Source organism: Luteolibacter pohnpeiensis, from assembly GCF_016595435.1.
GTDB classification, from domain to species: domain Bacteria; phylum Verrucomicrobiota; class Verrucomicrobiia; order Verrucomicrobiales; family Akkermansiaceae; genus Luteolibacter; species Luteolibacter pohnpeiensis.
The window spans coordinates 1-20,280 of sequence record NZ_JAENIJ010000025.1 but is presented as its reverse complement, the minus strand read 5'-3'; the positions used below and the strand labels follow the sequence as shown (position 1 = coordinate 20,280).

The following is a 20,280-nucleotide window of genomic DNA, read 5'->3' as shown; positions in this document are numbered from 1 at the left end:
TAAATGGCTGCTGTCACACTCGAATCCAGCTTGATCGCAACTGCTGTGGTTTATTCCGCAAGCATTGGGAAGCAACGCGAGCTTGTTGGATCGCTGGTGGCATCGGCTATTTCTACGGGAGCGGACCTTGGTAGAAGAAGGTCATTTTATACCAAAAAAATTGCGACAATTACTGTTGGCGGATCAACGAATCCCGACGCCAGTTCGGTGCTGATTCCCTCAAATGCACCTGATCCAATTCCCGACTTATATGGGTATGTTGCTCCAAAGGAAATCAGTTGGACCAGTGACGGAAATGTAATCACAGACATTTCGGCAGGATACCCAAGGGTAACACTTCAAGCATCTGGGCTAGGAGATGGAACCCCATATACGGACTATTCCCTGATTTATCAGAACGTTGTCGGTGAAGATGAAATTAACGGTATCTGGATTGGAAACCGAACGGATGAAATTGGCCCACAAGAGCTGCCAAGTTCATCTTGGTTCAACTGGGGTCCGGAATTTGCTGGAACTGGGATTCCAAATTTCACGATTGGTTTCGAGCATCAATCAGCAACTCTTCTCTCTACAGCGAATCTCTCTGTTCAGATGGCAATCCAAGCCAGTGCACAGGTATCTGTAACTACTGCTGCAGATCTACAGGTTCGTAATCCAACCATGTCGGTTGCCCTCAGTGTTGAGACTTCAATTGTTGGGACGATTGGAAAGTATCCGGCTTTCAACGCTACTTTGATTGTAAGCGCAATTAGCGCGGCAAAAATGTCGACGAGGCTCGCGCTTGCATCCAAAAATCAGATCGATCTTGTCGTGAAGGCATGCCTCGATGCCGGTCGGGATGGGCTTGGTGTGTGCGATGTCATCCGTGACATTCTGATCCTGTGGGGCTATTCAAATGTCAAAAGCACGCCTGGGTATGTTCGCCGCCGTGCTCTCCATGACCTGAATGCCGCGCTTCAGACTGTTTGGAATCAGGCGCGGGACCGGAATTATTGGACCAACTCAACACTGGAATTCACTCTTGCTGCCGGAGCACAATCTTACGATTTGAGTGATGAAATTCAGAATGTCATTGGCCCTGCCCGCATCAAGGACAGCAGACGCCAACTCTCGCCTATTGGAACGGTAGAAGAGCTTGAGCAGTTCCAAGACCTATTTCTTTCAGGCAACACCGCCAGCAAACCGATTGCGTATCATATCCACCGGACGAATCAGGCCGGCAAAGATCCGGTCAAATGCACGTTCCTCGTAACCCCGCCTCCGGGAGAAGACACAGCATTCCTTTTGGATGTGGTTAATGAGGCACCTCGATATAACTGGAACGATTTCGATACGTGTCGGAGAATCCCAATTCCTCACCGTTACATTGAAAGCCTCCTTCTGCCGATCGTCCGTCATCAGGCCACCAGCTATTACCTCTTCACAAACGAAGAGCGGAAAGCGTCGATCGAAGCCGAATATCAGCAAGCAATTCAGCTGCTAGATTCCGCGGATCCACTTCCGGGAAAAGCTGGCGACAATATCAACCGGAGGACTGAGCAAAAAACATGAAAGCAATCGCTTTAGCGCAAAAACTAATCCGTGACCTCAAGGAAAAGTCACTGTCGCAGCTCAGCGCCGATTCACGTCTTGAACTCGTTGACGCGATCAATGCGGCCATTCAAAGGCTCCATGAACTTTCGCCCGATCACACGAAGAAAACCAATGGATCGCTATCGCTCTCAGCTCCGGTTAGCGCAATGCTTGAGGTGACGAATGGTAGCCGTTCATTTACTGGATACACCATCATTGGTGATGAGCTTTTTTGCACCATCAGGATTAGCGGCGACCCGATTGATAACCAAATCACAGGCGATGGAAATCTTCTGCATCCTTACAACGGCCCATCTGGGACTGTCGAAGCCGTGATTTTCGGTGATGCCTCAGCGCTGCCTGCGACTTTGATGGAGGTAATCTCGGACCCGCTCATTATCGAAACGGGTGACTATCTCAAATTGAGCAATCCGATGGCGCGTGACTATCGCTCACCTAATCGTGCGATCTGTCGCCCCTGCCGGTTTCGGATTGAAGGCAACGCGCTGAATAACAATCCCGCCAGTCCCGCGATTTTCCGCACTGACTCCCTGCCCGATCAGGCATATCGACTAGAATTTGAGGCCAAACTATCACCGCTCCGAGTCGGATTTGAGGACATAGTTACTCCAGGCGACGAACTCCCATTCCGAACTGAACATATCGAATCCTTCCTGCTTCCACTAGCAAGGGCCGAACTCACCAGCTCGTCACTGTGGCGGGACAAGGATCTGATTGCGACGACCCTTCGCCGTGCTGAAGAGGCTGAATTTCGGTTTATCAACTCATCCATTCATTCACTTGCGACTCCCTCAAACAGAGTCGGCACCCCTAGAGGATTTTAAGCATGCCCGTCGAAACAGTCATCAGATTGGAAGACCTTCCATCTTTCATTGAAGAAATCATCATGAAAATCAACGATGGATGCGCGGCCGCAGTGGAGCGAGGCGTTCAGGTAGAGCTACCTGCCGAAATCACTATCACGGCAACAATCATCAAAGATTGGCAGCTTCTTGATATTGTCAGCAACCAAGAGATGAATGGCAATGAAGAGCAAGGTGGAGGCTCTGAAGAGGTTGCTGATTCCACTGAATCCGGAATCCAGACTCGGAATGGATCAACCACTCAGGACGAATCCGGCACCACCAAATCGAATTCTACGGTAAACGCCAAAGAAATTGGCAATCGCTCAGGCGAAGAAAAGCGTGCTGCAGAGGAAGCCCAATCAGCGACGACTGAGGGTAATAGGACTGACGAGCGAGTTCGAGAAACGAACAATGCTCATAACCAAAAGGGACAAATCATCTACAACTCGTAATTTAATGGCCGATCGCATCACCAGCCAGGAATCATCCACCGAATACAACCAGTCGACCAATGAGGCTTCCAAGGATGTATCGTCAAATTCAGAAAAGCGGACCCAGCAAGGCACTTCTGGATCAACGATCAATTCCAGCGATGTAAGCAATCAGGATCGCACCCAAACCAGCGTTGAAGAGCAGGCTAGAGAGTCCAAATCGTCAGGCGCATCGAAGGATGAAAGCAGGTCCCAGAATTCCAGCAAACGAGTCAGCGAAACCAAAAGAAATCTAACAGCCAAGAGCGCTCAGAACACGAAGTCCGTTCAAAGAGCGAGCATCGGCGCGGCTATCACGTTCTCGATTTCGATCAAAAATAGAATTCCTAACAAAGAAGGATCTCAATCTTGCTAAAATGAGCAGCTATACCCCAAGAGTAAACGGCACGGGCAATTGCATCCCCACTCCATCAAATCAGGTCCGAATGGAGGACTCTAATCGCATTCTTGGAAGAACAGCGATTGGTTCAGGATCTACCCAAGAGTTAAAAATAGGAACTGGCCTTCGGATTCAAAATGACACAATTGATGCAACAGGACTTCCACTGCTTTACTTGGATTCGCCTCCAGTAAATCAGGTTGAAGCTGGCGTATTGATTTACGGTTCGGTTTCATACGAAACGGGAACCGGCGTGAATACCGCAATGACTGATCCTGTGAAGCTATTATTCGCAGGGGTATATGATGGCTTACATACATATTCGACAACCGGAAACTATATTGAACTTTTCGAGGAGTACGATCAAATTCTTGGATTTGTTCAGTTATGGGGACGTGCAGGCGGAGACTGGACGATTTTTGCTCGTGGTGATTTGAGCCGTTCCATCTTCAATGCTGAAGCGGATTCTAGCAGCCCTGCAGATGTTGACACATGGAGTCCGCTGAATGACGAAACTGGAGCAGACTCGATCTCGGTTGAAGAGGTTTCGGCAGTTGACGGGACCGAAGGCATTATCGGTCAGGAGGCTACATTCGATGGCAAATTCTGGAAATGCGTGAATGACAGCCCTTTCACCTGGGAGCCAATCGGCGTTTCTGTTCCACCTGTGCTACAGCTTATTTATCCCCCAAAAAATGAAGGGGACACGAGTGACATAGGCGTTTCGACATTTGGATTTACACCAACAATTCCGACACGAATCATTGATACTGGATTACTTTCCGGTTCAAAAAAAGTATACTCCTCGGATGGAACCGGAGATGGATCGAATACAGCTTCAGGGTTTTGGATTAAAATTTTCTATGAAGAAACCAAGTGGAAATTTTTCATTTACTCCAATCAAACGATTGCTGCCCGATATGAGTCTGATACGACATCAGTGGAAACTCCAGACTTGGCCGGAGACTTAACTCAAGTCTACTTGTTAGGCGGCATTTTTACAGCCACTCAATCAACAATTGAGGTAACGAATGCTCCTGCATCAGAAGGAACCCCGGGCGAACTTACTCAAAAAGCGATTTGGAATTCCAGAATTTGGGAATGCACAAGCGTCGATCCAATCATCTGGGTTGAGCAAGGGGTTGCCGGAAAAGACGGGACATCCGCATATCAGGCAGCAATCGAAGCAGGCGTTATCACTTCAGATGTTACAGAAGAGGAATGGGCTGCAAGATTCCCACAACTTGATGCAGATGGATACCTGCCTGTTGCTGGCGTAGTAGCTAGGTCATTGACAGATGCTCAGGCGCTAACAGACGTTCCAAAATTCAACGAGGTAGTTATTTTGGCAAATGGAAGACTGGTAGTTGGTGACGGGAATACAACCGCTGAAAACCTCTTGGCGGGAGTCATGACCGTTATTGAGAGTGACGCAACGGCCTATACACTTGTTGCTGGCGACTCTGGAAAATGCCGTGAATTCACCGCCGCCTCTACAATCACAGTAACTCTACCAAATCAAGCTAATGAAGCGTTCCGAGACGGAACCTATATTGTATTTGATCAAGGTGGGGCAGGAGCCATTCGCATTGCTGAGGCCAGTGGCGTTTCTGTGTTCCCAAGCGACAAACGTCAATCAATTGGTCAATTTTCAACCTTTGCCATTCTCCGAATTGGCATCAACAACTGGCGAATCATCGGAGACTTAGACCCATGAATCCAATTTTAATTATCATCGCCGATTCTGGTGGAGGACTCCCTGACGGGACGCTCGCCATTAACGGAGTCGGTTTAGGAATCAATGATGTAGTTCTCGCAATTCAATCACCCCCATAATGAGCAATAAAATTTTTGATGCAGCAGATCCAACTGGAAGCGGACCTAGGCAACAGCCTTTGACTCCAGAGATGGCTGCAATTTTTCGAAGTGGAATAAATGTGCAATCGCGTGTGGCTTCCTACCTGTTGGCATCCAAGCGAACGAGTAGATATGGAGTCATGGCTTCACCACCTCTTGTTAGCCGCGGGGGCACCACAAGTGCCGTTGATAGCAACTTCAACGCCGGGCTAGTGACTCACGCGCCGGACAAAATGACCATGCTTGGTAGTGATTTCGTGCCATTTACCGCTCCTGCAAGCAAGCAAACCTACGTGAGCGGTCACACAACAACAAGCACTGGGTCAAAATCCAAATTAGGGAATCCCTCTCGTTATCTATTTTTGGCAGATTCTCCGAAGTTCAGTCTTTGCTTCTATGAAGGAGCTGGGGCGCGGGTTTCGATTATTATCGACGATGAATATGTAGTGAGAGACGCCAGTCTTGGAATTCCCGGCGCGTCCAACTACCGATACTACGAGGTCGATTTCTCAAACGGAGCCGGTGAACAAATCACCTGGGGCCGCTTGACGTCAGATATTGACCCATCGTCGAATGGACTGGGATTTGTTGTGGGCCAGACCATTGATTTCGGAGACGGCCTTGTGTGCCGGGTTTCCCAGCTCAACAGCGGTGGCGATGGATCAATTGCAAGGCTGGCTCTGGTTTCATCCGGCAATCTCGCTGCCAAACCGACAGCACCTATCCCGCAAGTTTCCACTTCTGGCAGTGGAACCGGTTGTGAAATCGATAACACATTCTTTTTCCCAAAATCGGACACTCGGAAGATGCGGAAAATCGAGATCGTTTTGACGGGCGACTCAGGCAATCAAAGCACGTTTGGCGGTTGTTATTTCATGGGAATTGTAACCCAGCAAAAGGACACCGTTATTCCATGGCCTGAAAACAAGGCCATGCCCAAAATAGCGATGATTGGAGATTCATTCCTTGATGGCACCTATACCCAATATGCTGGCGGGAACTACGGCCTTTCGATCGCTCAATATCTGGGCTTGCAGGAGCGCTCCATCATCAGTGCTGCGGGTGGAACCGGATGGAATACAAACTCGGGAACCGGCTTAAAATGGTCCGCGCCCGAACGCATTGCGGATGCTATCGAATACGATGCCGATGTTTATGTTTACCTCGGATCACAGAATGATGCCGGGCAGACTGAGGCTGATATTGTGGACGCCGTCACCTCTACCATCGACGCGATCCACGCGGCCAAGCCGCACGCCCTTTGCATTGGATTCGGACCGATGTATGGCGGTAGCACTACTACGGACGCTAGAATCAAACTTGGATGGGAGAGTGTGGCAAATCAAAATCGAGCAAGATTTTTCTCCACACAAGATCCAAATCAATGGTTCGATCCGGCTTACGCACCAGGTCTATGGTCGTCATCCAACGATCAAAACCACCCCGGCCAATATGGTCACGACTTCCTTGCGCGATTGGTGGCTGAACACATCTTTGCTGGTGTGATGGACATGGCCTCAATTTGATAAAAAATGGCAAATCAAGGTCCTATTTACTCATCATCTTCTCCTGCGATCATCAAAGCATCGCAGGAGTCACCGGTTTTCACTATTGAGACGGTTGCCGGGGCTGGCGGTCCCGGAACGGTCACCTATTTGAATATCGATGATGCCTACACAAAAAGAACCCCGCTAACAACGATTGATTATGGAGCGCGAATTACTTGGGACTCATTCTTTCAACCAATTCTCAGCTCAAAAGACCCAGATATTGCAACTGTCGATTCGATCGGAAATGTAACAAGGGTAAGCGATGGGACTGCGAGAATTTTAGCAGTTACAGGCCCTAACGCTCAGCAGTTGTCCATTCCAGTTGCCAGGGTTCCAGATCAAACCTCCGACGAGTTTATATCGTGGGTAAGTGGCTCATTGGCGGCGGAAGCATCACTTCAGATTGACGTGAGAATTTCTGGAAAAGATCCGGAATCCTCCAAAGCCGTTTATTCCTCACAAAATCACGCTACTGGGGAGTATACCAGAAGCCTGAATTGCTGGCTTACCATGATTTTGACTGGAGTAAGTCCGTGGAATTCTACCTTTGCCGGGGACATGGGTTACACGGCAATTACTCCACGCCACATCATCACGGCTAATCACTTCCCCCAGCTCTCCATTTTCTCTCTTCGTTTCGTCACAGCAGACAATGTGGTTGTCACGCGAACCTGCATTTCGAGTATCCAAATAGGAACGAGTGACATTCGGATTTACATTCTCGATGAAGACCTTCCAGAGACAATAAGCCCGGTCAAAATTGCACCGGGAAACCTGAATTCGTTGATACCGACAACAAGGTCAGGAAAAGGAATCATTCCCGTTCTTGCATTCAATCAGGACGAGGATGCTTTGATCCTTGGGATGTATAAGACTTCAGACACGTCATTTTCTTACAACAAAAATGCGGGTAGTGATTCCAGAAACGAGTTTGCCAAATCAATTATTCCAGGTGACTCCGGAAATCCTGTTTTCCTAATTATCAACAACGAACCGGCGCTAATATCCACATTTCATACTACAGCTAGTGGGCCATTGATTCCGGCCTACATTTCCGAAATCAACAACGCGATCGCCACCCTTGATGCCGGACAGGGAATTTCCACGGGCTACTCGGTCACCGTTGCAGATTTTACCTCATTCCCAGTGTATTCCTAGAACTCGACAAAACGCGAATTTCCAATCAATCTTCAGCTCGTGAAACGCATTTTCTTCATTGTTTTACTTTTTGCCGGATGCGCTCCAAAAACAGCATCGGTAGCTCCCCTGCCCTCGCCACCGGCTGAAGCTGCGCCCGTCACCGCGCCTGCTAAAGCCAGCCGTGAAGCAGTAGAGCGAGCCGACACGAAAGCGACTCAGCTCGCCAGCGCGGCCGCAGAAGCGCGGGCGGATGCCACGGCGGCGAGAGAGGAAGCGGAGCGACTGGCGAAAGCGAAGACCGCCACAGCTGAGGAACTCGACGACCTTTGGAAATCGATGCAGAAAGTTGAAGCTAGGAACCTCTTTCTCGAATCCGAAACCAAGACCCTTTCCGCGCAGCTTGCAGAAGCTCACAAGCTCTCCGCTGAACTCGAATCAGCTGCAACCGCTAAGGACGCGGAATCCGCCGCTCTCCGCGCCCAAAACGAAGACTTGCGGGCCGTGGCGGCGACTTACGCCGACAAGATCAACGCCGTTCAGCGTGAGGCTTCTGAATTGAAAACCAAGGCCGACAAACTAGCCGGTGAAATCCGTGTCTACCGCTGGGCGCTTTGGGGCATCGGCGGGCTGATTGGATTGCTTGGACTCGCCTATGTCACCCTTCGTTGGATCGCTCCTCTCATTCTCAAATTCGTAACCCCATGAAAACACTACTCACTAATTGGCGCGAAATCGCCTTTTTCGTCATTTTTGGAATCTGCCTCGCCGCGATCTCTGGAACCATTGACTATGTTGCCAAACTTTTCGGACTCGGCATTTGGGCACCAACACTTGCAACCTATTGCATGGGGTTCGCTCGGTTCACCGGGGCAAACTTCTGCGCTGTGTTCCTTGGCTTAATTTGCTGGCCCACGTTAAACCGGTTTGGAAACCAGTCATTCTCAGACGGTTGGGCGTCATTCTCCGTAAAGGAACAAACTATCGTCTACATGACGGTCCTGTTAATTGAAGGGATCATCGCGGGACTTTGCTTCTCAGCATGAAAATAATCGCCTCCATTCTCGTCGCCGGAACTATGGCGATGGCGTCGATGCATCAATTCGACAAGCCGATTGATCGCTCTGATACGATCAAAGCTGGCGATTTGACGATTTCCAAAGAATCTTGGGATTTGATCATTGAATACGAGGTCGGTGGAGGCGCTGGATATTACAACCGGTATCTGAAGCAGCCCACTGTCCCGCCAGGTGAAAGTGGTATCACGATCGGCATTGGCTACGATCTCCGGTTCAACTCGCCATCACAGATTCGAAAAGACTGGGGCGATCGCCTACCAAAAGAAACTGTCGACCGGCTATGTTCAGTCTCCGGGTTGAATCACTCTTATTCCAAGGCTGCGCTTCCAAGAGTGAAATCGATTAGCATCCCATGGGAAACAGCATTGGAGGTTTACCGGGAAAACACCGTTCCTCGATTCTCCAAGCTGGCGAAGTCTGCCTATCCGGGAATCACGAAAATGAATCCTGACATTCAGGGCGTGATGCTTTCGACATCATTCAACCGCGGCACTTCCTTCATCCCATATTCCACCCGCAAAGAGCTGATTTGGACACGGGATGACATCGCTGCGAAAAAGGATTCAAAGTTGCCTGACTACCAACTTCAAATGCGTCGACTCTGGCCAAACATTGCCGGTCTTCAACGTCGTTACGCGGCCCATGCTGGCTTAATGCAAAAATCACTCACCAAATGACAGTTAAGAAAATGGCAGGAGAAGCTCAGAAGAAGGGTATTCATCCGGGAAATATCGTCCTCTTTTGCACGATTTTGAGCTTTGGTTTTGGAGGAATCGTTAAGCTTGGGCCTGTAGTCGCGATGCCGGACAAGCAGCGGGAGGCCAACAAAGAATTCAACGACAAGATTTCAGCGATCTCGAAAGACATCGGTCAGATGCAGCAAAATCAAGCGGTTCAAACTGAGGTAATCAAAACGCTAGCTGATGCTCAACGTGACGCGAAAGATATGCGTCGTGACATTGATAAAAATACTCAGCGGTTTGAAGATTTTGAGCGCCGGATTCATTGGCTTGAGTCACAATGACTCGATTTTTGATACCGCTCGCTCGATTGCTTTGGTGATTTTTTCGATCTCTTCCGAAGTCCTCCCTTTGATAGCCGCTCTGAACAATTTCAGCGCGGCTCTTTCTTCAGGCGAAATCTTGGTGCGATTGTAGTCTTCTGCCTGTTTCTGCGCCTTTTCTTCTCTCTGTTTGGTCCAAAGTTCTTGGATCCGTACGTAATTTGGATCGCTAGTTTTGAGGCGGAATCCGAGTGTCAGAATCAAATGCATCGTTTCCCACCGAATTGGGCGGTTGCCTTCAATTTTCCAAACTGTTGATTCTGTCACTCCTGACCGTTCACCCACCTCTTTCAGTGTTAGTTGGTGAACCTGCCTCAATTCATAAAAGGCATCTTTCAACTGTGTTCTCTTCATGTGGCGATTCATCTGTCGATGACCGCGTTCTGGCAAGTTCCGATTTCCGATAAAATCCGTCCGCGCCTCTGACCAAAAGGCCAACCCGGATCATTTCAGTGACGACTGCTTTGGCACGCACGATCGACATATTGTTGCCTCCCATGATGGCCTTAAGTGCGTCTTGATGGGTTGTGCAGGCTCCAACGTATCGCAGGTAGCCTTCGACAGATACGGGTTTGTTCTCAGATTTGGGAGGACGGCCGGGGCCGCGCTTTGGTTCCTCTTCCTCCTCTTCGTATCGGGTTTGCTGCCATGATTGCCCCTCCGCGAATCCACCGTGTCTCAAGTAAATTTGATTCACAACGTGACCCGTGAACTGGTCAACCATCCCCGCTCGCTTGCCGCGCTTTGTGATTCGGAGCTGGAAAGTCCCTGGCTCTTTGGTTTCGACAATGACCATCACTGCCCGCGCCCAGTTCACCAACTCTGACGAACCAATACCAAGGTAACTGTAGTCGGAATCGCTCCATGATTTCATTGAACTCCGATCCTTTGGCGGCTTACCGGTGTGGTGAATCACCGTAATCATTGCGCCGGTACGCTTGAGGACGGGTTGCAGCCAATTCCGTAGAAACTGGGAAGCAACCTTTTGCTGCGAAATGTCGTCGCCGATGTAGGAGAGAAGCGGATCGATCAAAACCAGATCAGCTTTGGTTTCCCGGATTACGCTTTCGAGCCATTTGCAAAATTCTTCGCCGGTCTTCTCGGTTTCCTGACGGAAAATCAGATTTTTCCTAAAGGCGCGGATTTGCTCTTTGGTGAACGTGTCACGCCTCATGATCGCGAATACCCCATCTAGCATTTCTTTCAAATCGCCTTCATCGTTCTCCGCTTGGATTACCAATGTTTTGAGCGGTTTCCGGAATTTTATACCATTCCACGGGACGCCAGCAGCCGCGTGCGATGCGAATCCCGTCGTCAGGGTGGATTTCCCGATTCCGGATTGCCCAATCACTACCATTGATCCTCCACGGCCGAGAAATCGTTTCTCATATCCAATCAGGGACGATTCATCGTTCTGGGTGTCATAATCTAATAGGTCATCGACCGTCAGAACCCCCTTGAGCGCGGGGTTTTGAGCTGTCTCTACGATCCTCCTGAAAACCTCTTCATTGCTGGGGTTCGTATCGCGGATCCAGTCATTTGCATCTTTGTGGTCTTTAGGGATTTGGGCGACCGCGAACTCTGTGTCGGAGTTTTTGTTCTCCGTGATTTTATGAAGCCACTCTTCTGCAGGGGTCCGCCCCGTGGTTTTGCTCCGTTTCTCGTCGGGGTCATTCTGCGGTACCGCGATGAGATTCGGAATCGGTAGCTTCGAAACGTCAGTGTTCGAGTTCGCGCCCCGCGTGATAATCGCAGCAAAAGGGGCAGGATCGAAGTGATGCCCGAGAAGGTCCAAAACCGAGAAGGCATCCCACTGAGATTCAAAAATCAGCGTGTGAGCAGCGTGGAGCGGATCGCCAACGACAAGCGCGGTGCTGTCTCCCTCTTTGGGGAAATACGCCCACCCTTTCGGCAAGCGATAATGGCATCTGTTAACTTCCCCATCCGGGCCGGCCACCGGAATGGCAAATGAGCCATTGTGGACGCCAATCAGTTGTTCGCGTTTCAGCCAGTCGACGAATTCCCGGGAAAATCCCCGCCATTCAGCCAGCTTGGCCGCGTGCTCATCGGTAAATGCTTCAACCTTGGATTTCCAGTCGAACGATTTCTTCACCGGTTTCGCCAACGGCGGCAAATCGTCATCCTCTTCCGGCTCTGGGTCCTCAACCGCTGGCGGAAGCTCTGGGAGTGGCTCTTCATACCGGTATGCCGATATACTCAGCCGCCCGGCCGGAGTGGGCGGCAAATCATCGTCTTCAATCGTCAGCCCAAGTTTCTGCCCAAGATACTCCACAGCATCAATGAAGGACTTCCCTTCGTGCTCCTGGATGAACTGGATCACGTCCCCCCCCTTCCCACACCCAAAGCAATGAAACCGCCCCTTGTCAGGCGTGACCTTGAATGAGGGAGATTTCTCATTGTGGAATGGGCAACATGCCTCGTAAGCCGATCCGCTTTTCTTGAGATTGACGAAACCGCCTATGATAGAAGCTATGTCAGCTTCTTGGCGGATGCGTTCGATTGTGTGTTCCGAAATCATTGGTTTTCATTCATAATTCGCGTTTTGTCGAGTTTCAGACCTTGGTCTTCTTTCCCCACTTCGCATCAAGGAATGCCTTCGCCTCTTTCTGAGTGGCCGTAGCTGGCGACGGATGACCTAGACGATGAAGCCACAACAATTGTCCGACGCTGGCGAGCTTAGATTTTGATCGATCGAACAGGCGTCCCATCAGCATGCTCGCTTCCCCTTTGGAAACCGGGCACTTGATGTGAAATCTCTCCAAGCATTTTTTTTGCGCTGCAGTCGCCGGAGACTTCTCCCATCCGAAAGTTGGTTCGTATTCGCGCATCTTTGTATCCTTGAGAAGTGCGGCTACGGACTCAATGGGCATGTATCGCGCCTTTTTGGCAGCATTCTCAGTAAGCTCACGAATCAACGCGGCTTCGCGCTCCATCTCGGCCGCATCGGTTGCTTCGGTCAAATCCCTCTCCTCGTGCAAAAGAATTGCTTCAGTAATCGATTCTTCCTCCGCTTCCGAGCTCGCAACCAGTGAAGCTGGCTTGGCGAGGTTGTGCTTTTCGTGGAGCCAGAGGAAATCCAGCAACAGGAGGTTTTCTTTGCCAGGTGAAAGGCGGGTTCCCCGGCCAACCATTTGAGCGAACAGCGAGCGGGATTTTGTAGGACGCAGAATGACCACACAGTCAACCGATGGCTCATCCCATCCCTCTGTCAGCAGCATTGCATTGGAAATGAGCTGAAATTTCCCTTCAGTGTAGTCTGAGAGGATTTCCTTCCGATCTGGCGATGAACCATCGATGTGGCGTGCGGATATTCCTGCCCGCTCGCATGCGGCGACGAACTTTTTTGAGGTTTCGACCAGTGGCAGAAAAACCGCGATTTTCCGGTCTGAGCACTCTTTGGCCAAATATTCGGCAATCGTATCCACATAGGGTTCGATCGCGTCTCCAAGCTGCCCTGCATCAAGATCATCGCCAATTTGTTTAACCTTCGACAGATCAATTTTGAGCGGAACGGCGCGAACCATGACCGGCGAAAGGAAACCGGCGCGGATGAGATCGAGAATCGTGCATTCGTAGGCAACATTGTCGTAGAACTCCGATAGCTTCCGCTTGTCCCCACGGTCCGGCGTAGCCGTCACCCCCAAAATCCGGGAATCGAAATAATTCAGCGTCGTCTGCCATTGATTCGCCAACGAGTGGTGGGCTTCGTCCGCAACCAGAAGTCCGAAATGGTCACGCGGCCATCCCTCGAGGCGCTGTCCCTGCATTGTCTGGATCGATGCCACCACCACCGATGCGTGCTGACTCGCCCGGCGTTCCGCCTTCTCAACCTCAGCCTCGATGCCAGTCGACTTGAAAATCTTGTCGGCGGCTTGCTCGATAAGCTCTTCGCGGTGGGCTAGGACCAACGTCCGCTCATTCCGCTTGGTGAGGAATCGATTCGCGACGGCTGCGAAAACAATGGTTTTCCCGCCACCGGTAGGAAGAACTGCGAGTTGTCGGCGAAAATTAGCCTGAAACCCTTTGGCGATACCTTGAACGCACTCGTCTTGGTAGGGCCGGAGGATCATTGCTGGCCTCCTTTTGCTTCACGATTTGCTGAACAAATCCGTAACCCGTTGATTTTAAGGTGGTGGCCCGAGCCGGATTCGAACCAGCGACACGCGGATTTTCAATCCGCTGCTCTACCAACTGAGCTATCGGGCCTTCCACAAACCCTTGCGGGCGGGGCGCGAAGTAAGAGTCACCGGGCCGGTTTTGACAACCCGAAAATCGTAGAATTTGACGATTTTTTTCGGACAGCCCGGAAACACTTGGAATGCCGTGAAATTCTCACTTCAAATAAACCTCACGAGCTTTCGCTCCATCGCCTGGTCCGACGATGCCGCGTTGCTCCAGGATGTCCACCATGCGTGCGGCACGGGTGTAGCCAAGCCGGAGACGACGCTGAAGCAGCGAGGTGCTCGCCTTCTGTTCCTGGCGCACGACCTCGATGCATTTGACGATCAATTCCTCGTCAGCATCTGAAACATCTTCATCCATTCCTGAATCCGCCGCGTCCAGCGAGGCCTGGATATCCAGCTCGAATTTGGGTGCTCCCTGCGCCGCGCAGTGATCGACGATGCGCTCCACTTCTGCATCGGAAACAAACGCACCTTGAGAACGTTCCAATTTCGCGGAACCCGGTGGCAGGTAGAGCATGTCCCCTTTTCCAACCAGTTTGTCCGCGCCTTTGGTATCGAGGATCACCCGCGAATCGAGTGCCGATGAAACCTGGAAGGCGATGCGGCATGGGATGTTGGCCTTGATGATGCCTGTGACCACGTCCGCGCGAGGCGTCTGGGTGGCGATGATGAGGTGAATCCCGGCCGCACGGGCTTTTTGGGCGATCCGCGCGATGCACATTTCGACATCCGCAGGAGCGGTCTGCATCAGGTCGGCAAGCTCGTCGATCAAGACAACGATGTATGGGAAACGATCCGGAATCTCTTCTTCGGCAAAGTCCAGTTCATCATCGTCCGCTTCAGGACCGAGATCACCTTCGCCCAGTGAAACCGCGATGGCTTCGATTTCCTCATCGGTGAGATTCGGCGCTTCCGGCTCCGGCTCTTTTTCTTCGACCTCCGCCTTTTCCGGCCTTGGTCGATTATTGAAGCTGTCGAAATTCCGCACGCCTTCCTTGGCGAACATACGATAGCGCTTCTCCATTTCGTTCACCACCCACTTCAAGGCGGCGACGGTTTTCTTCGGATCGGTCACGACTGGAACGACCAGGTGGGGCAGCTTGTTATACATCTGCATTTCCACCACCTTCGGGTCGACCATGATGAATCGCAGTTCATCCGGGCCGAATTTGAACAGCATGGAAGCAATGATCGAGTTGATACACACCGACTTACCGGAACCGGTCGCGCCGGCCACCAGCAAGTGCGGCATCGCGGCGAGGTCGCCGATGACGGTCTTGCCGTAAACGTCCTTGCCGAGAGCGAGCGGGATCTTCTTTTTCGCGGAGCGAAACTCCGGATCGTGCAGCAATTCGTGAAGCGGCACCGCGACCTTGGTCGAGTTCGCCAGCTCAATCCCCACGGTATCCTTGCCGGGAATTGGTGCGAGGATGTTGATCCGTTCCGCGCAGGTGGCGCGAGCCAGGTCCGCTTCCAACTGGGAAATCCGCGAAACCCGCAAGCCCGTGGATGGGTAAATTTCGTAGCGGGTAATCGTTGGCCCGCGAGTGATGTCACCCGCGGTCACATCGATCCCGAACGCTTTCAGGGTGTCGATGATGATGCGCTGGGTGTTGATCAGCTCATCGCGATCCGTTTCCGGCGCGTCGCCCAATTCAACCTCATCCAGCAAATCGAAGCCGGGTAGATCGTAATTTTCAAATCCGCTGACGGACAAGGATTGGTGGCCTTTCTTGCGTTCGAATGGCTTCGCTCCGGGGGAAACCGCCTCGGCCATGCGGCGTTGGGAGGAATCGATGATCTGCGGTGGCGGGGTTTCGCGCAGGGGCAGCATCGATTGCGGGTCTTCCTCGGCAGGTTTCGCTTTTGCGGCCTTGGAGGTTTCGCGATCCCGGCGGCGTTGTTCGCGCTGGCGCTCGCGTTCTGCCAGCATTTCAGATTCGCGCGCGGCGAGTTTGCCGTTTTCAGCCCGCTGGATCTTCCACTCGGTGTATTTAAGGCGGCTCAACCGGTAGCATGCCCGGGTGAAATGAACCGGACGCTGGCCGGTGATGAGCAACAAGGCCACCACGTAGCCGAATCCGGTCAAAATCAAGGTTCCGACCTGCCCGATCACGCTGGTCAGGACAAATCCACCCAGACCACTGCCGATCACGCCGCCAGGAGTATTGATCTGGCAGCGCATCGCCCAGTCCTTGAAAAAATAGTCTGCGGTATGCAGCCAAGCCGTCGCAGTCAGCAACAGGATCAAAAAGCCGATGAACAAGCGCGGCCATAGCGAGCCATCAAACGCCATTTTCACCACCCCAAACCAGATCAGTGCCACTGGAATCAGGCAAGCTGCCGCACCAAACAGGAGGATTTGAACAAATCCGAAAATCTCCCCCACCGGGCCGATCAAATTCCCTCCCTCAGCTGCTCCCTTCGCGGCAAATGCCTCTAAAAATCCCCATGCCGGTAAATCCGCCGGGCTGTAGGAAACCAGCGAAAGTAGCAAAATCACCCCCGTTCCGATCAAAATCAGGCCAGTGATCTCATTCGACCACTTGCCAGGCTCGGACTTCTCGCCCCGTTTTTTGTTGTCGCGATGTCCCATCGTTTTTCGTCTGCAGCCACCATCCCCGCTTGGGACTTTTTCGGCAAGATTGTTTTATCTACCAGAAATTCAGGAAATGTGTAGGAATTTGACGTGACGAATTCCGAATTGGCGAGGTAGCTCCCATCTCGCATCGTTCGCGGCGTGCGCCTCCTCACTCTCCACATCACCGAGCCGTTACCCGGTTGCGTGTTTCCCGCAATGATCGCAGAAACCTCGGCCGAAGAAGCGGCCCACCGGTATCGAGCCACCGTGCTGACCACGATGCGCCAGCTCAAAGGTCTGAATGAAACCAGAATCCGGATCGTCACTGATCCCGAAGATGCTGCGGAGGCGGTGAGGTTCTGGCTTTTGCCGCTGCTTGCGGATCGCTGGATCAGCGAGGGGTTGGTTTTTAAAACCGATGGCTGGGAGTTTGATTTCAGCGGAAATTTCCCGCCGTTCCCCATTCTGATGACTGCCGACGTCCGTTGTCCTCAGCTTGGCGCGCGCTGGATTCAGGCAGCCCTGGCCGGAATCGGCAGCAGCATCGGTTCCGTCATTGGCGAAGGCGAAAACGGAGAAATTTATCTCGAATGTCGCACCAACAGCGCTCTGCCCGTGAGGAATTTGCCAAAACTTCCAATCATCGAGACCGATCAGGATTGGCAGACGGCGCTAGCCAGTGCGATCGGCCCCGCATTAAAAAAAGCCTGGGAACAGTGTGCTTGATGGAAGTTTAGAGCGCGTTTTTCGCCTTCCGGTGCTGGGTCCATGCATAGAACAGGAATGCTGCGGAAAACAGGAACATGAAGCAGGACAGGAATTGCCCCTGGGTTACCAAACCTTGAACCACCCAAGCGGCGTCTGGTTGACGGAATTGCTCACCGAAAATTCGGAAAATCGCGTAAATCCCGAAAAATAAACCGGTCAGCAATCCGTTAGGCGCCTTCGGGCAGAGAATTCGCACGGTCCAAAGGATCGAGAATAAAAGCAGCCCTTCCAGCATTCCTTCGTAAATCTGGGATGGGTGACGAGGCTCCAGATACGGAGCAATTGCGTCGCGAACGGCTTCCGAATGCCGATTCGAGGCGAGGAGGTTATCGAAAAACTGCGTTCTCGCATACCCGTAGCCTGCGTCGCTAGCACTTTGCATCGCTTCGTAAGATTTCAGCAAACTTGGGTCTGCATTGACCGCTGCTGCGGCGGCGGCATCGAAATTCAGTGCCTCAGGAGCGTGGCTATCGGTCAGAGCGAGTGGAAACTTGACCGCCCAGGAGATGCCATGGACCACCCGGCCATAGAGTTCTCCATTGATGAAATTCGCCATGCGGCCGAAAAACAAACCGATCGGTGCCACCACACACAATCCATCACCGAGACCGGTCCATGAGACCTTGTGTTTTTTAGCATAGAACCAGGTAAAAATCACCAGCCCGAGAATCCCGCCGTGGCTCGCCATCCCCCCTTCCCAAACGCGGACTACCAAAAGCGGATCCTTGATCAAACTCTCCCACCCTTCTCTGGGAATGTGATAAAACAGGATGTAGCCTAAGCGACCCCCAATAAAGACCCCAAACAGTGCGGCGGCGGCGATGAAATCAGCGGTTTTTTCCGGCTTCAACACCCATAGCTGTTTCTTAGCGAGATATCGGAGTAGAAGGAATCCCGCAAGAAATCCAGAAAGGTAGGCAAGTCCATACCATCGTAATTGCAAATTCCCAAAGAGCGGCAAGGCCACCGGGTTCAAATGATGCACGTAATAAGCGAACACGAGCGAAGCTCACACCATCCCAATCCAACCCGCAAGCCAACATACGATCGTTCATTTTTGGAAATCTTCGTGTGACCCGGGAAAATCCCCACGTAGAGTCTCCGCATGCCGAACAAACAGGAACTACTCGATCTCCAGTTTATCGAAACCCGCTGGAAACTCATCGACATCGCCGCGTTTCTCGATCGCATCGACCGCCATTCCGGCGAGGACGATTACCGATTTGAAGCGTTTAAAAAGGCCCTGCCCATTTTGCTCAGCGATCGCCCCGACCGTGCCCGTGCCATTCTTGAGTCATTTTCGGACCACACCACAGACATTGCCGAGACCGCTCCGTTCCAAGGTGCCTTTGGTGCTGCCTTGCCCCAGTAATTTTCAGATAACGAACCTTTTAGCATGAAATACATTGAGCCACACGGCCACATGGTCAGCCGGACCACAGACGACTACGAAAAACTTGCTCTCTCCGGCTGCGAAGCACTCTGCGAACCAGCATTTTGGGCGGGCTACGACCGATCTTCAGCCGAAGGATTTTTCGACTACTTCCGCCAACTCACCGAGTATGAACCGAAACGCGCCGCCAAATTCGGGATCAAGCATTTCTGCTGGCTCTGCATCAATCCAAAGGAAGCGGATGATCCGGGTTTCGCCCGTGAAGTCATGGCGATCATTCCGGAATTTCTCAAGAAACCCACCGTGCTCGGCATTGGGGAAATCGGGCTCAACAAGAACACCCGCAATGAGTTGAAAATCTTTGAAGAACACGTCCAGCTCGCTCTCGATCATGATTTGCCGATTTTGATCCACACTCCGCATTTGGAGGACAAGCTCAAGGGCACGCGCTTGATTTTGGATTCGCTAGCATCCTTTTCAAAACTCGATCGGTCCCGGGTTGTGATCGACCACGTTGAAGAGCACACCGCGCCACTGGTGCTCGATCAAGGTTACTGGGCTGGCATGACCTTGTATCCAGAGAGCAAATGCACGCCGAATCGCGCGATCGATATGTTAGAAATCTACGGCGATGAGAGTCTCTGGCTCAACTCCGCTTGTGACTGGGGCGTTTCCGATCCCCAAGCCGTGCCGAAATGCGCGATCGAAATGAAACGTCGACATCATTCCCCCGAACAGGTGGAAAAAATCCTGTTTGAGAACCCGAAAAAGTTCCTCAGCCAGTGTAAAAACTTCGCGCTGTAGCAGAGGTTGTTAGCATAACGGGTAGCTGGAAAATCCCATCCCAGCTACCACGCTGGATTACCTGGTGCCAATCAGTTGATAAGAACCGTTTCCTGAAACCAGGTGTAGCGCTATTCCATATACTCCAACGGCCCTTCATCATTTGGATTTATAGTGATCATTTCTCCACTTGATTGATTACACTCCCATTCAACGAATTCTCATCATAATCCCTGCCACCGCGAGCCTGGTGATATAACTTGTTATAAACTCCCCCATCAACTGCTGGTCTGCCATGGATCAATCAGTTTAACACCAGAGGTGACAAAGTCCTTCGTATTCCGGGTCGCTATTGAAGCATTCACGCTCTTGGCGATACCAGCGATCATCATATCAACGACATTTTCGCTAAGTTCCTTCTTATTGCGGCGCGCTGCGATCTCAGCAAAGAAGTGAGCCGCTTGTTCATCAAAAGAGAGAATGCGCCCTTCAAACCCCTGTGCGACAAATCCGGTGAAATGATCCGCCAATCGATCACGCCGCTTGCCGCGATCGA

The 20,280-nt window shown here is 51.6% G+C and carries 20 protein-coding genes and 1 tRNA gene; 14 read left to right on the top strand and 7 right to left on the bottom strand.

Features of this window, described 5'->3' with window-relative positions; translation table 11 throughout:
* Positions 1-3 precede the first annotated feature (3 nt).
* The 11 genes from JIN85_RS14615 to JIN85_RS14565 all read left to right on the top strand — a co-directional run bounded on the left by JIN85_RS14615 (position 4) and on the right by JIN85_RS14565 (position 9,955).
* Complete coding sequence (locus tag JIN85_RS14615) at positions 4-1,551, top strand: phage adaptor protein (protein ID WP_200272032.1); 1,548 nt, start codon at positions 4-6, stop codon at positions 1,549-1,551.
* Complete coding sequence (locus JIN85_RS14610; protein ID WP_200272030.1) at positions 1,548-2,417, top strand: hypothetical protein; 870 nt, start codon at positions 1,548-1,550, stop codon at positions 2,415-2,417. The genes JIN85_RS14615 and JIN85_RS14610 overlap by 4 nt, the downstream gene beginning before the upstream one ends.
* Positions 2,418-2,419: 2 nt before the next feature.
* Positions 2,420-2,890 (top strand): hypothetical protein, encoded by a 471-nt coding sequence (locus JIN85_RS14605; protein WP_200272028.1) that lies wholly within the window; start codon positions 2,420-2,422, stop codon positions 2,888-2,890.
* A 4-nt stretch (positions 2,891-2,894) separates the two neighbouring features.
* Positions 2,895-3,284: a hypothetical protein gene (locus JIN85_RS14600; protein ID WP_200272026.1), complete on the top strand. Its 390-nt coding sequence runs from the start codon at positions 2,895-2,897 to the stop codon at positions 3,282-3,284.
* Between the two features lie 70 nt (positions 3,285-3,354).
* Positions 3,355-5,025 (top strand): hypothetical protein, encoded by a 1,671-nt coding sequence (locus JIN85_RS14595; protein WP_200272024.1) that lies wholly within the window; start codon positions 3,355-3,357, stop codon positions 5,023-5,025.
* A gap of 280 nt (positions 5,026-5,305) precedes the next feature.
* Positions 5,306-6,691 (top strand): SGNH/GDSL hydrolase family protein, encoded by a 1,386-nt coding sequence (locus tag JIN85_RS14590; RefSeq protein ID WP_200272022.1) that lies wholly within the window; start codon positions 5,306-5,308, stop codon positions 6,689-6,691.
* 129 nt (positions 6,692-6,820) lie between these two features.
* Positions 6,821-7,873: an Ig-like domain-containing protein gene (locus JIN85_RS14585; protein WP_200272020.1), complete on the top strand. Its 1,053-nt coding sequence runs from the start codon at positions 6,821-6,823 to the stop codon at positions 7,871-7,873.
* Between the two features lie 39 nt (positions 7,874-7,912).
* A complete protein-coding gene (locus JIN85_RS14580; protein ID WP_200272018.1) occupies positions 7,913-8,560 on the top strand; it encodes a hypothetical protein in 648 nt (215 codons plus the stop codon).
* Positions 8,557-8,898, top strand: coding sequence for a hypothetical protein (locus tag JIN85_RS14575; protein ID WP_200272016.1), 342 nt, complete (start codon positions 8,557-8,559; stop codon positions 8,896-8,898). Before JIN85_RS14580 ends, JIN85_RS14575 begins: the two co-directional genes overlap by 4 nt.
* Complete coding sequence (locus JIN85_RS14570; protein WP_200272014.1) at positions 8,895-9,608, top strand: lysozyme family protein; 714 nt, start codon at positions 8,895-8,897, stop codon at positions 9,606-9,608. Before JIN85_RS14575 ends, JIN85_RS14570 begins: the two co-directional genes overlap by 4 nt.
* Positions 9,605-9,955: a hypothetical protein gene (locus JIN85_RS14565; protein WP_200272012.1), complete on the top strand. Its 351-nt coding sequence runs from the start codon at positions 9,605-9,607 to the stop codon at positions 9,953-9,955. Before JIN85_RS14570 ends, JIN85_RS14565 begins: the two co-directional genes overlap by 4 nt.
* On the opposite strand, the gene JIN85_RS14560 is transcribed toward JIN85_RS14565, so the two are convergent.
* From JIN85_RS14560 to JIN85_RS14540, 5 genes are all read right to left on the bottom strand, one after another.
* Positions 9,947-10,204 carry a hypothetical protein gene (locus JIN85_RS14560; protein WP_200272011.1) on the bottom strand — a complete coding sequence of 86 codons (258 nt, stop codon included), beginning with the start codon at positions 10,202-10,204 and terminating at the stop codon, positions 9,947-9,949. The genes JIN85_RS14565 and JIN85_RS14560 overlap by 9 nt on opposite strands.
* Positions 10,205-10,313: 109 nt before the next feature.
* Positions 10,314-12,533 (bottom strand): CHC2 zinc finger domain-containing protein, encoded by a 2,220-nt coding sequence (locus tag JIN85_RS14555; protein WP_200272009.1) that lies wholly within the window; start codon positions 12,531-12,533, stop codon positions 10,314-10,316.
* Positions 12,534-12,567: 34 nt separating this feature from the next.
* The gene (locus JIN85_RS14550) at positions 12,568-14,085 is read right to left on the bottom strand and encodes a DEAD/DEAH box helicase (RefSeq protein ID WP_200272007.1); all 1,518 of its coding nucleotides are present in this window, start codon (positions 14,083-14,085) and stop codon (positions 12,568-12,570) included.
* Positions 14,086-14,145: 60 nt separating this feature from the next.
* Positions 14,146-14,221: transfer RNA gene (locus JIN85_RS14545), tRNA-Phe, on the bottom strand.
* Between the two features lie 126 nt (positions 14,222-14,347).
* Positions 14,348-16,795 (bottom strand): FtsK/SpoIIIE family DNA translocase, encoded by a 2,448-nt coding sequence (locus tag JIN85_RS14540; protein ID WP_200272005.1) that lies wholly within the window; start codon positions 16,793-16,795, stop codon positions 14,348-14,350.
* A gap of 144 nt (positions 16,796-16,939) precedes the next feature.
* Between JIN85_RS14540 and JIN85_RS14535 the strand changes: the two genes are divergently transcribed.
* Positions 16,940-17,506, top strand: coding sequence for a hypothetical protein (locus JIN85_RS14535; protein WP_200272003.1), 567 nt, complete (start codon positions 16,940-16,942; stop codon positions 17,504-17,506).
* 7 nt (positions 17,507-17,513) lie between these two features.
* On the opposite strand, the gene lgt is transcribed toward JIN85_RS14535, so the two are convergent.
* Positions 17,514-18,548, bottom strand: coding sequence for a prolipoprotein diacylglyceryl transferase (gene lgt / locus JIN85_RS14530; protein ID WP_200272001.1), 1,035 nt, complete (start codon positions 18,546-18,548; stop codon positions 17,514-17,516).
* 105 nt (positions 18,549-18,653) lie between these two features.
* On the opposite strand from lgt, the gene JIN85_RS14525 reads away from it, so the two are divergent.
* Both JIN85_RS14525 and JIN85_RS14520 read left to right on the top strand, forming a co-directional pair.
* Entirely contained in the window at positions 18,654-18,920 is a 267-nt protein-coding gene (locus JIN85_RS14525; RefSeq protein ID WP_200271999.1) for a hypothetical protein, read from the top strand.
* A gap of 24 nt (positions 18,921-18,944) precedes the next feature.
* Entirely contained in the window at positions 18,945-19,745 is an 801-nt protein-coding gene (locus JIN85_RS14520) for a TatD family hydrolase (protein WP_200271997.1), read from the top strand.
* Between the two features lie 257 nt (positions 19,746-20,002).
* On the opposite strand, the gene JIN85_RS14515 is transcribed toward JIN85_RS14520, so the two are convergent.
* The coding region (locus JIN85_RS14515) for a hypothetical protein (protein ID WP_325109486.1) at positions 20,003-20,280 on the bottom strand (278 nt) is incomplete at its 5' end.

Bases quoted from the DNA above. Each gene is read 5' to 3' on its own strand.
- JIN85_RS14595 (WP_200272024.1), top strand. From the start codon at position 3,355: ATGGAGGACTCTAATCGCATTCTTGGAAGAACAGCGATTGGTTCAGGA.
- JIN85_RS14520 (WP_200271997.1), top strand. From the start codon at position 18,945: ATGAAATACATTGAGCCACACGGCCACATGGTCAGCCGGACCACAGAC.
- JIN85_RS14540 (WP_200272005.1), bottom strand. From the start codon at position 16,795: ATGGGACATCGCGACAACAAAAAACGGGGCGAGAAGTCCGAGCCTGGC.
- JIN85_RS14575 (WP_200272016.1), top strand. From the start codon at position 8,557: ATGAAAACACTACTCACTAATTGGCGCGAAATCGCCTTTTTCGTCATT.
- JIN85_RS14565 (WP_200272012.1), top strand. From the start codon at position 9,605: ATGACAGTTAAGAAAATGGCAGGAGAAGCTCAGAAGAAGGGTATTCAT.
- JIN85_RS14570 (WP_200272014.1), top strand. From the start codon at position 8,895: ATGAAAATAATCGCCTCCATTCTCGTCGCCGGAACTATGGCGATGGCG.
- JIN85_RS14560 (WP_200272011.1), bottom strand. From the start codon at position 10,204: ATGCATTTGATTCTGACACTCGGATTCCGCCTCAAAACTAGCGATCCA.
- JIN85_RS14590 (WP_200272022.1), top strand. From the start codon at position 5,306: ATGGCTTCACCACCTCTTGTTAGCCGCGGGGGCACCACAAGTGCCGTT.
- JIN85_RS14610 (WP_200272030.1), top strand. From the start codon at position 1,548: ATGAAAGCAATCGCTTTAGCGCAAAAACTAATCCGTGACCTCAAGGAA.
- JIN85_RS14555 (WP_200272009.1), bottom strand. From the start codon at position 12,533: ATGATTTCGGAACACACAATCGAACGCATCCGCCAAGAAGCTGACATA.
- JIN85_RS14525 (WP_200271999.1), top strand. From the start codon at position 18,654: ATGCCGAACAAACAGGAACTACTCGATCTCCAGTTTATCGAAACCCGC.
- JIN85_RS14550 (WP_200272007.1), bottom strand. From the start codon at position 14,085: ATGATCCTCCGGCCCTACCAAGACGAGTGCGTTCAAGGTATCGCCAAA.
- JIN85_RS14605 (WP_200272028.1), top strand. From the start codon at position 2,420: ATGCCCGTCGAAACAGTCATCAGATTGGAAGACCTTCCATCTTTCATT.
- JIN85_RS14600 (WP_200272026.1), top strand. From the start codon at position 2,895: ATGGCCGATCGCATCACCAGCCAGGAATCATCCACCGAATACAACCAG.
- JIN85_RS14615 (WP_200272032.1), top strand. From the start codon at position 4: ATGGCTGCTGTCACACTCGAATCCAGCTTGATCGCAACTGCTGTGGTT.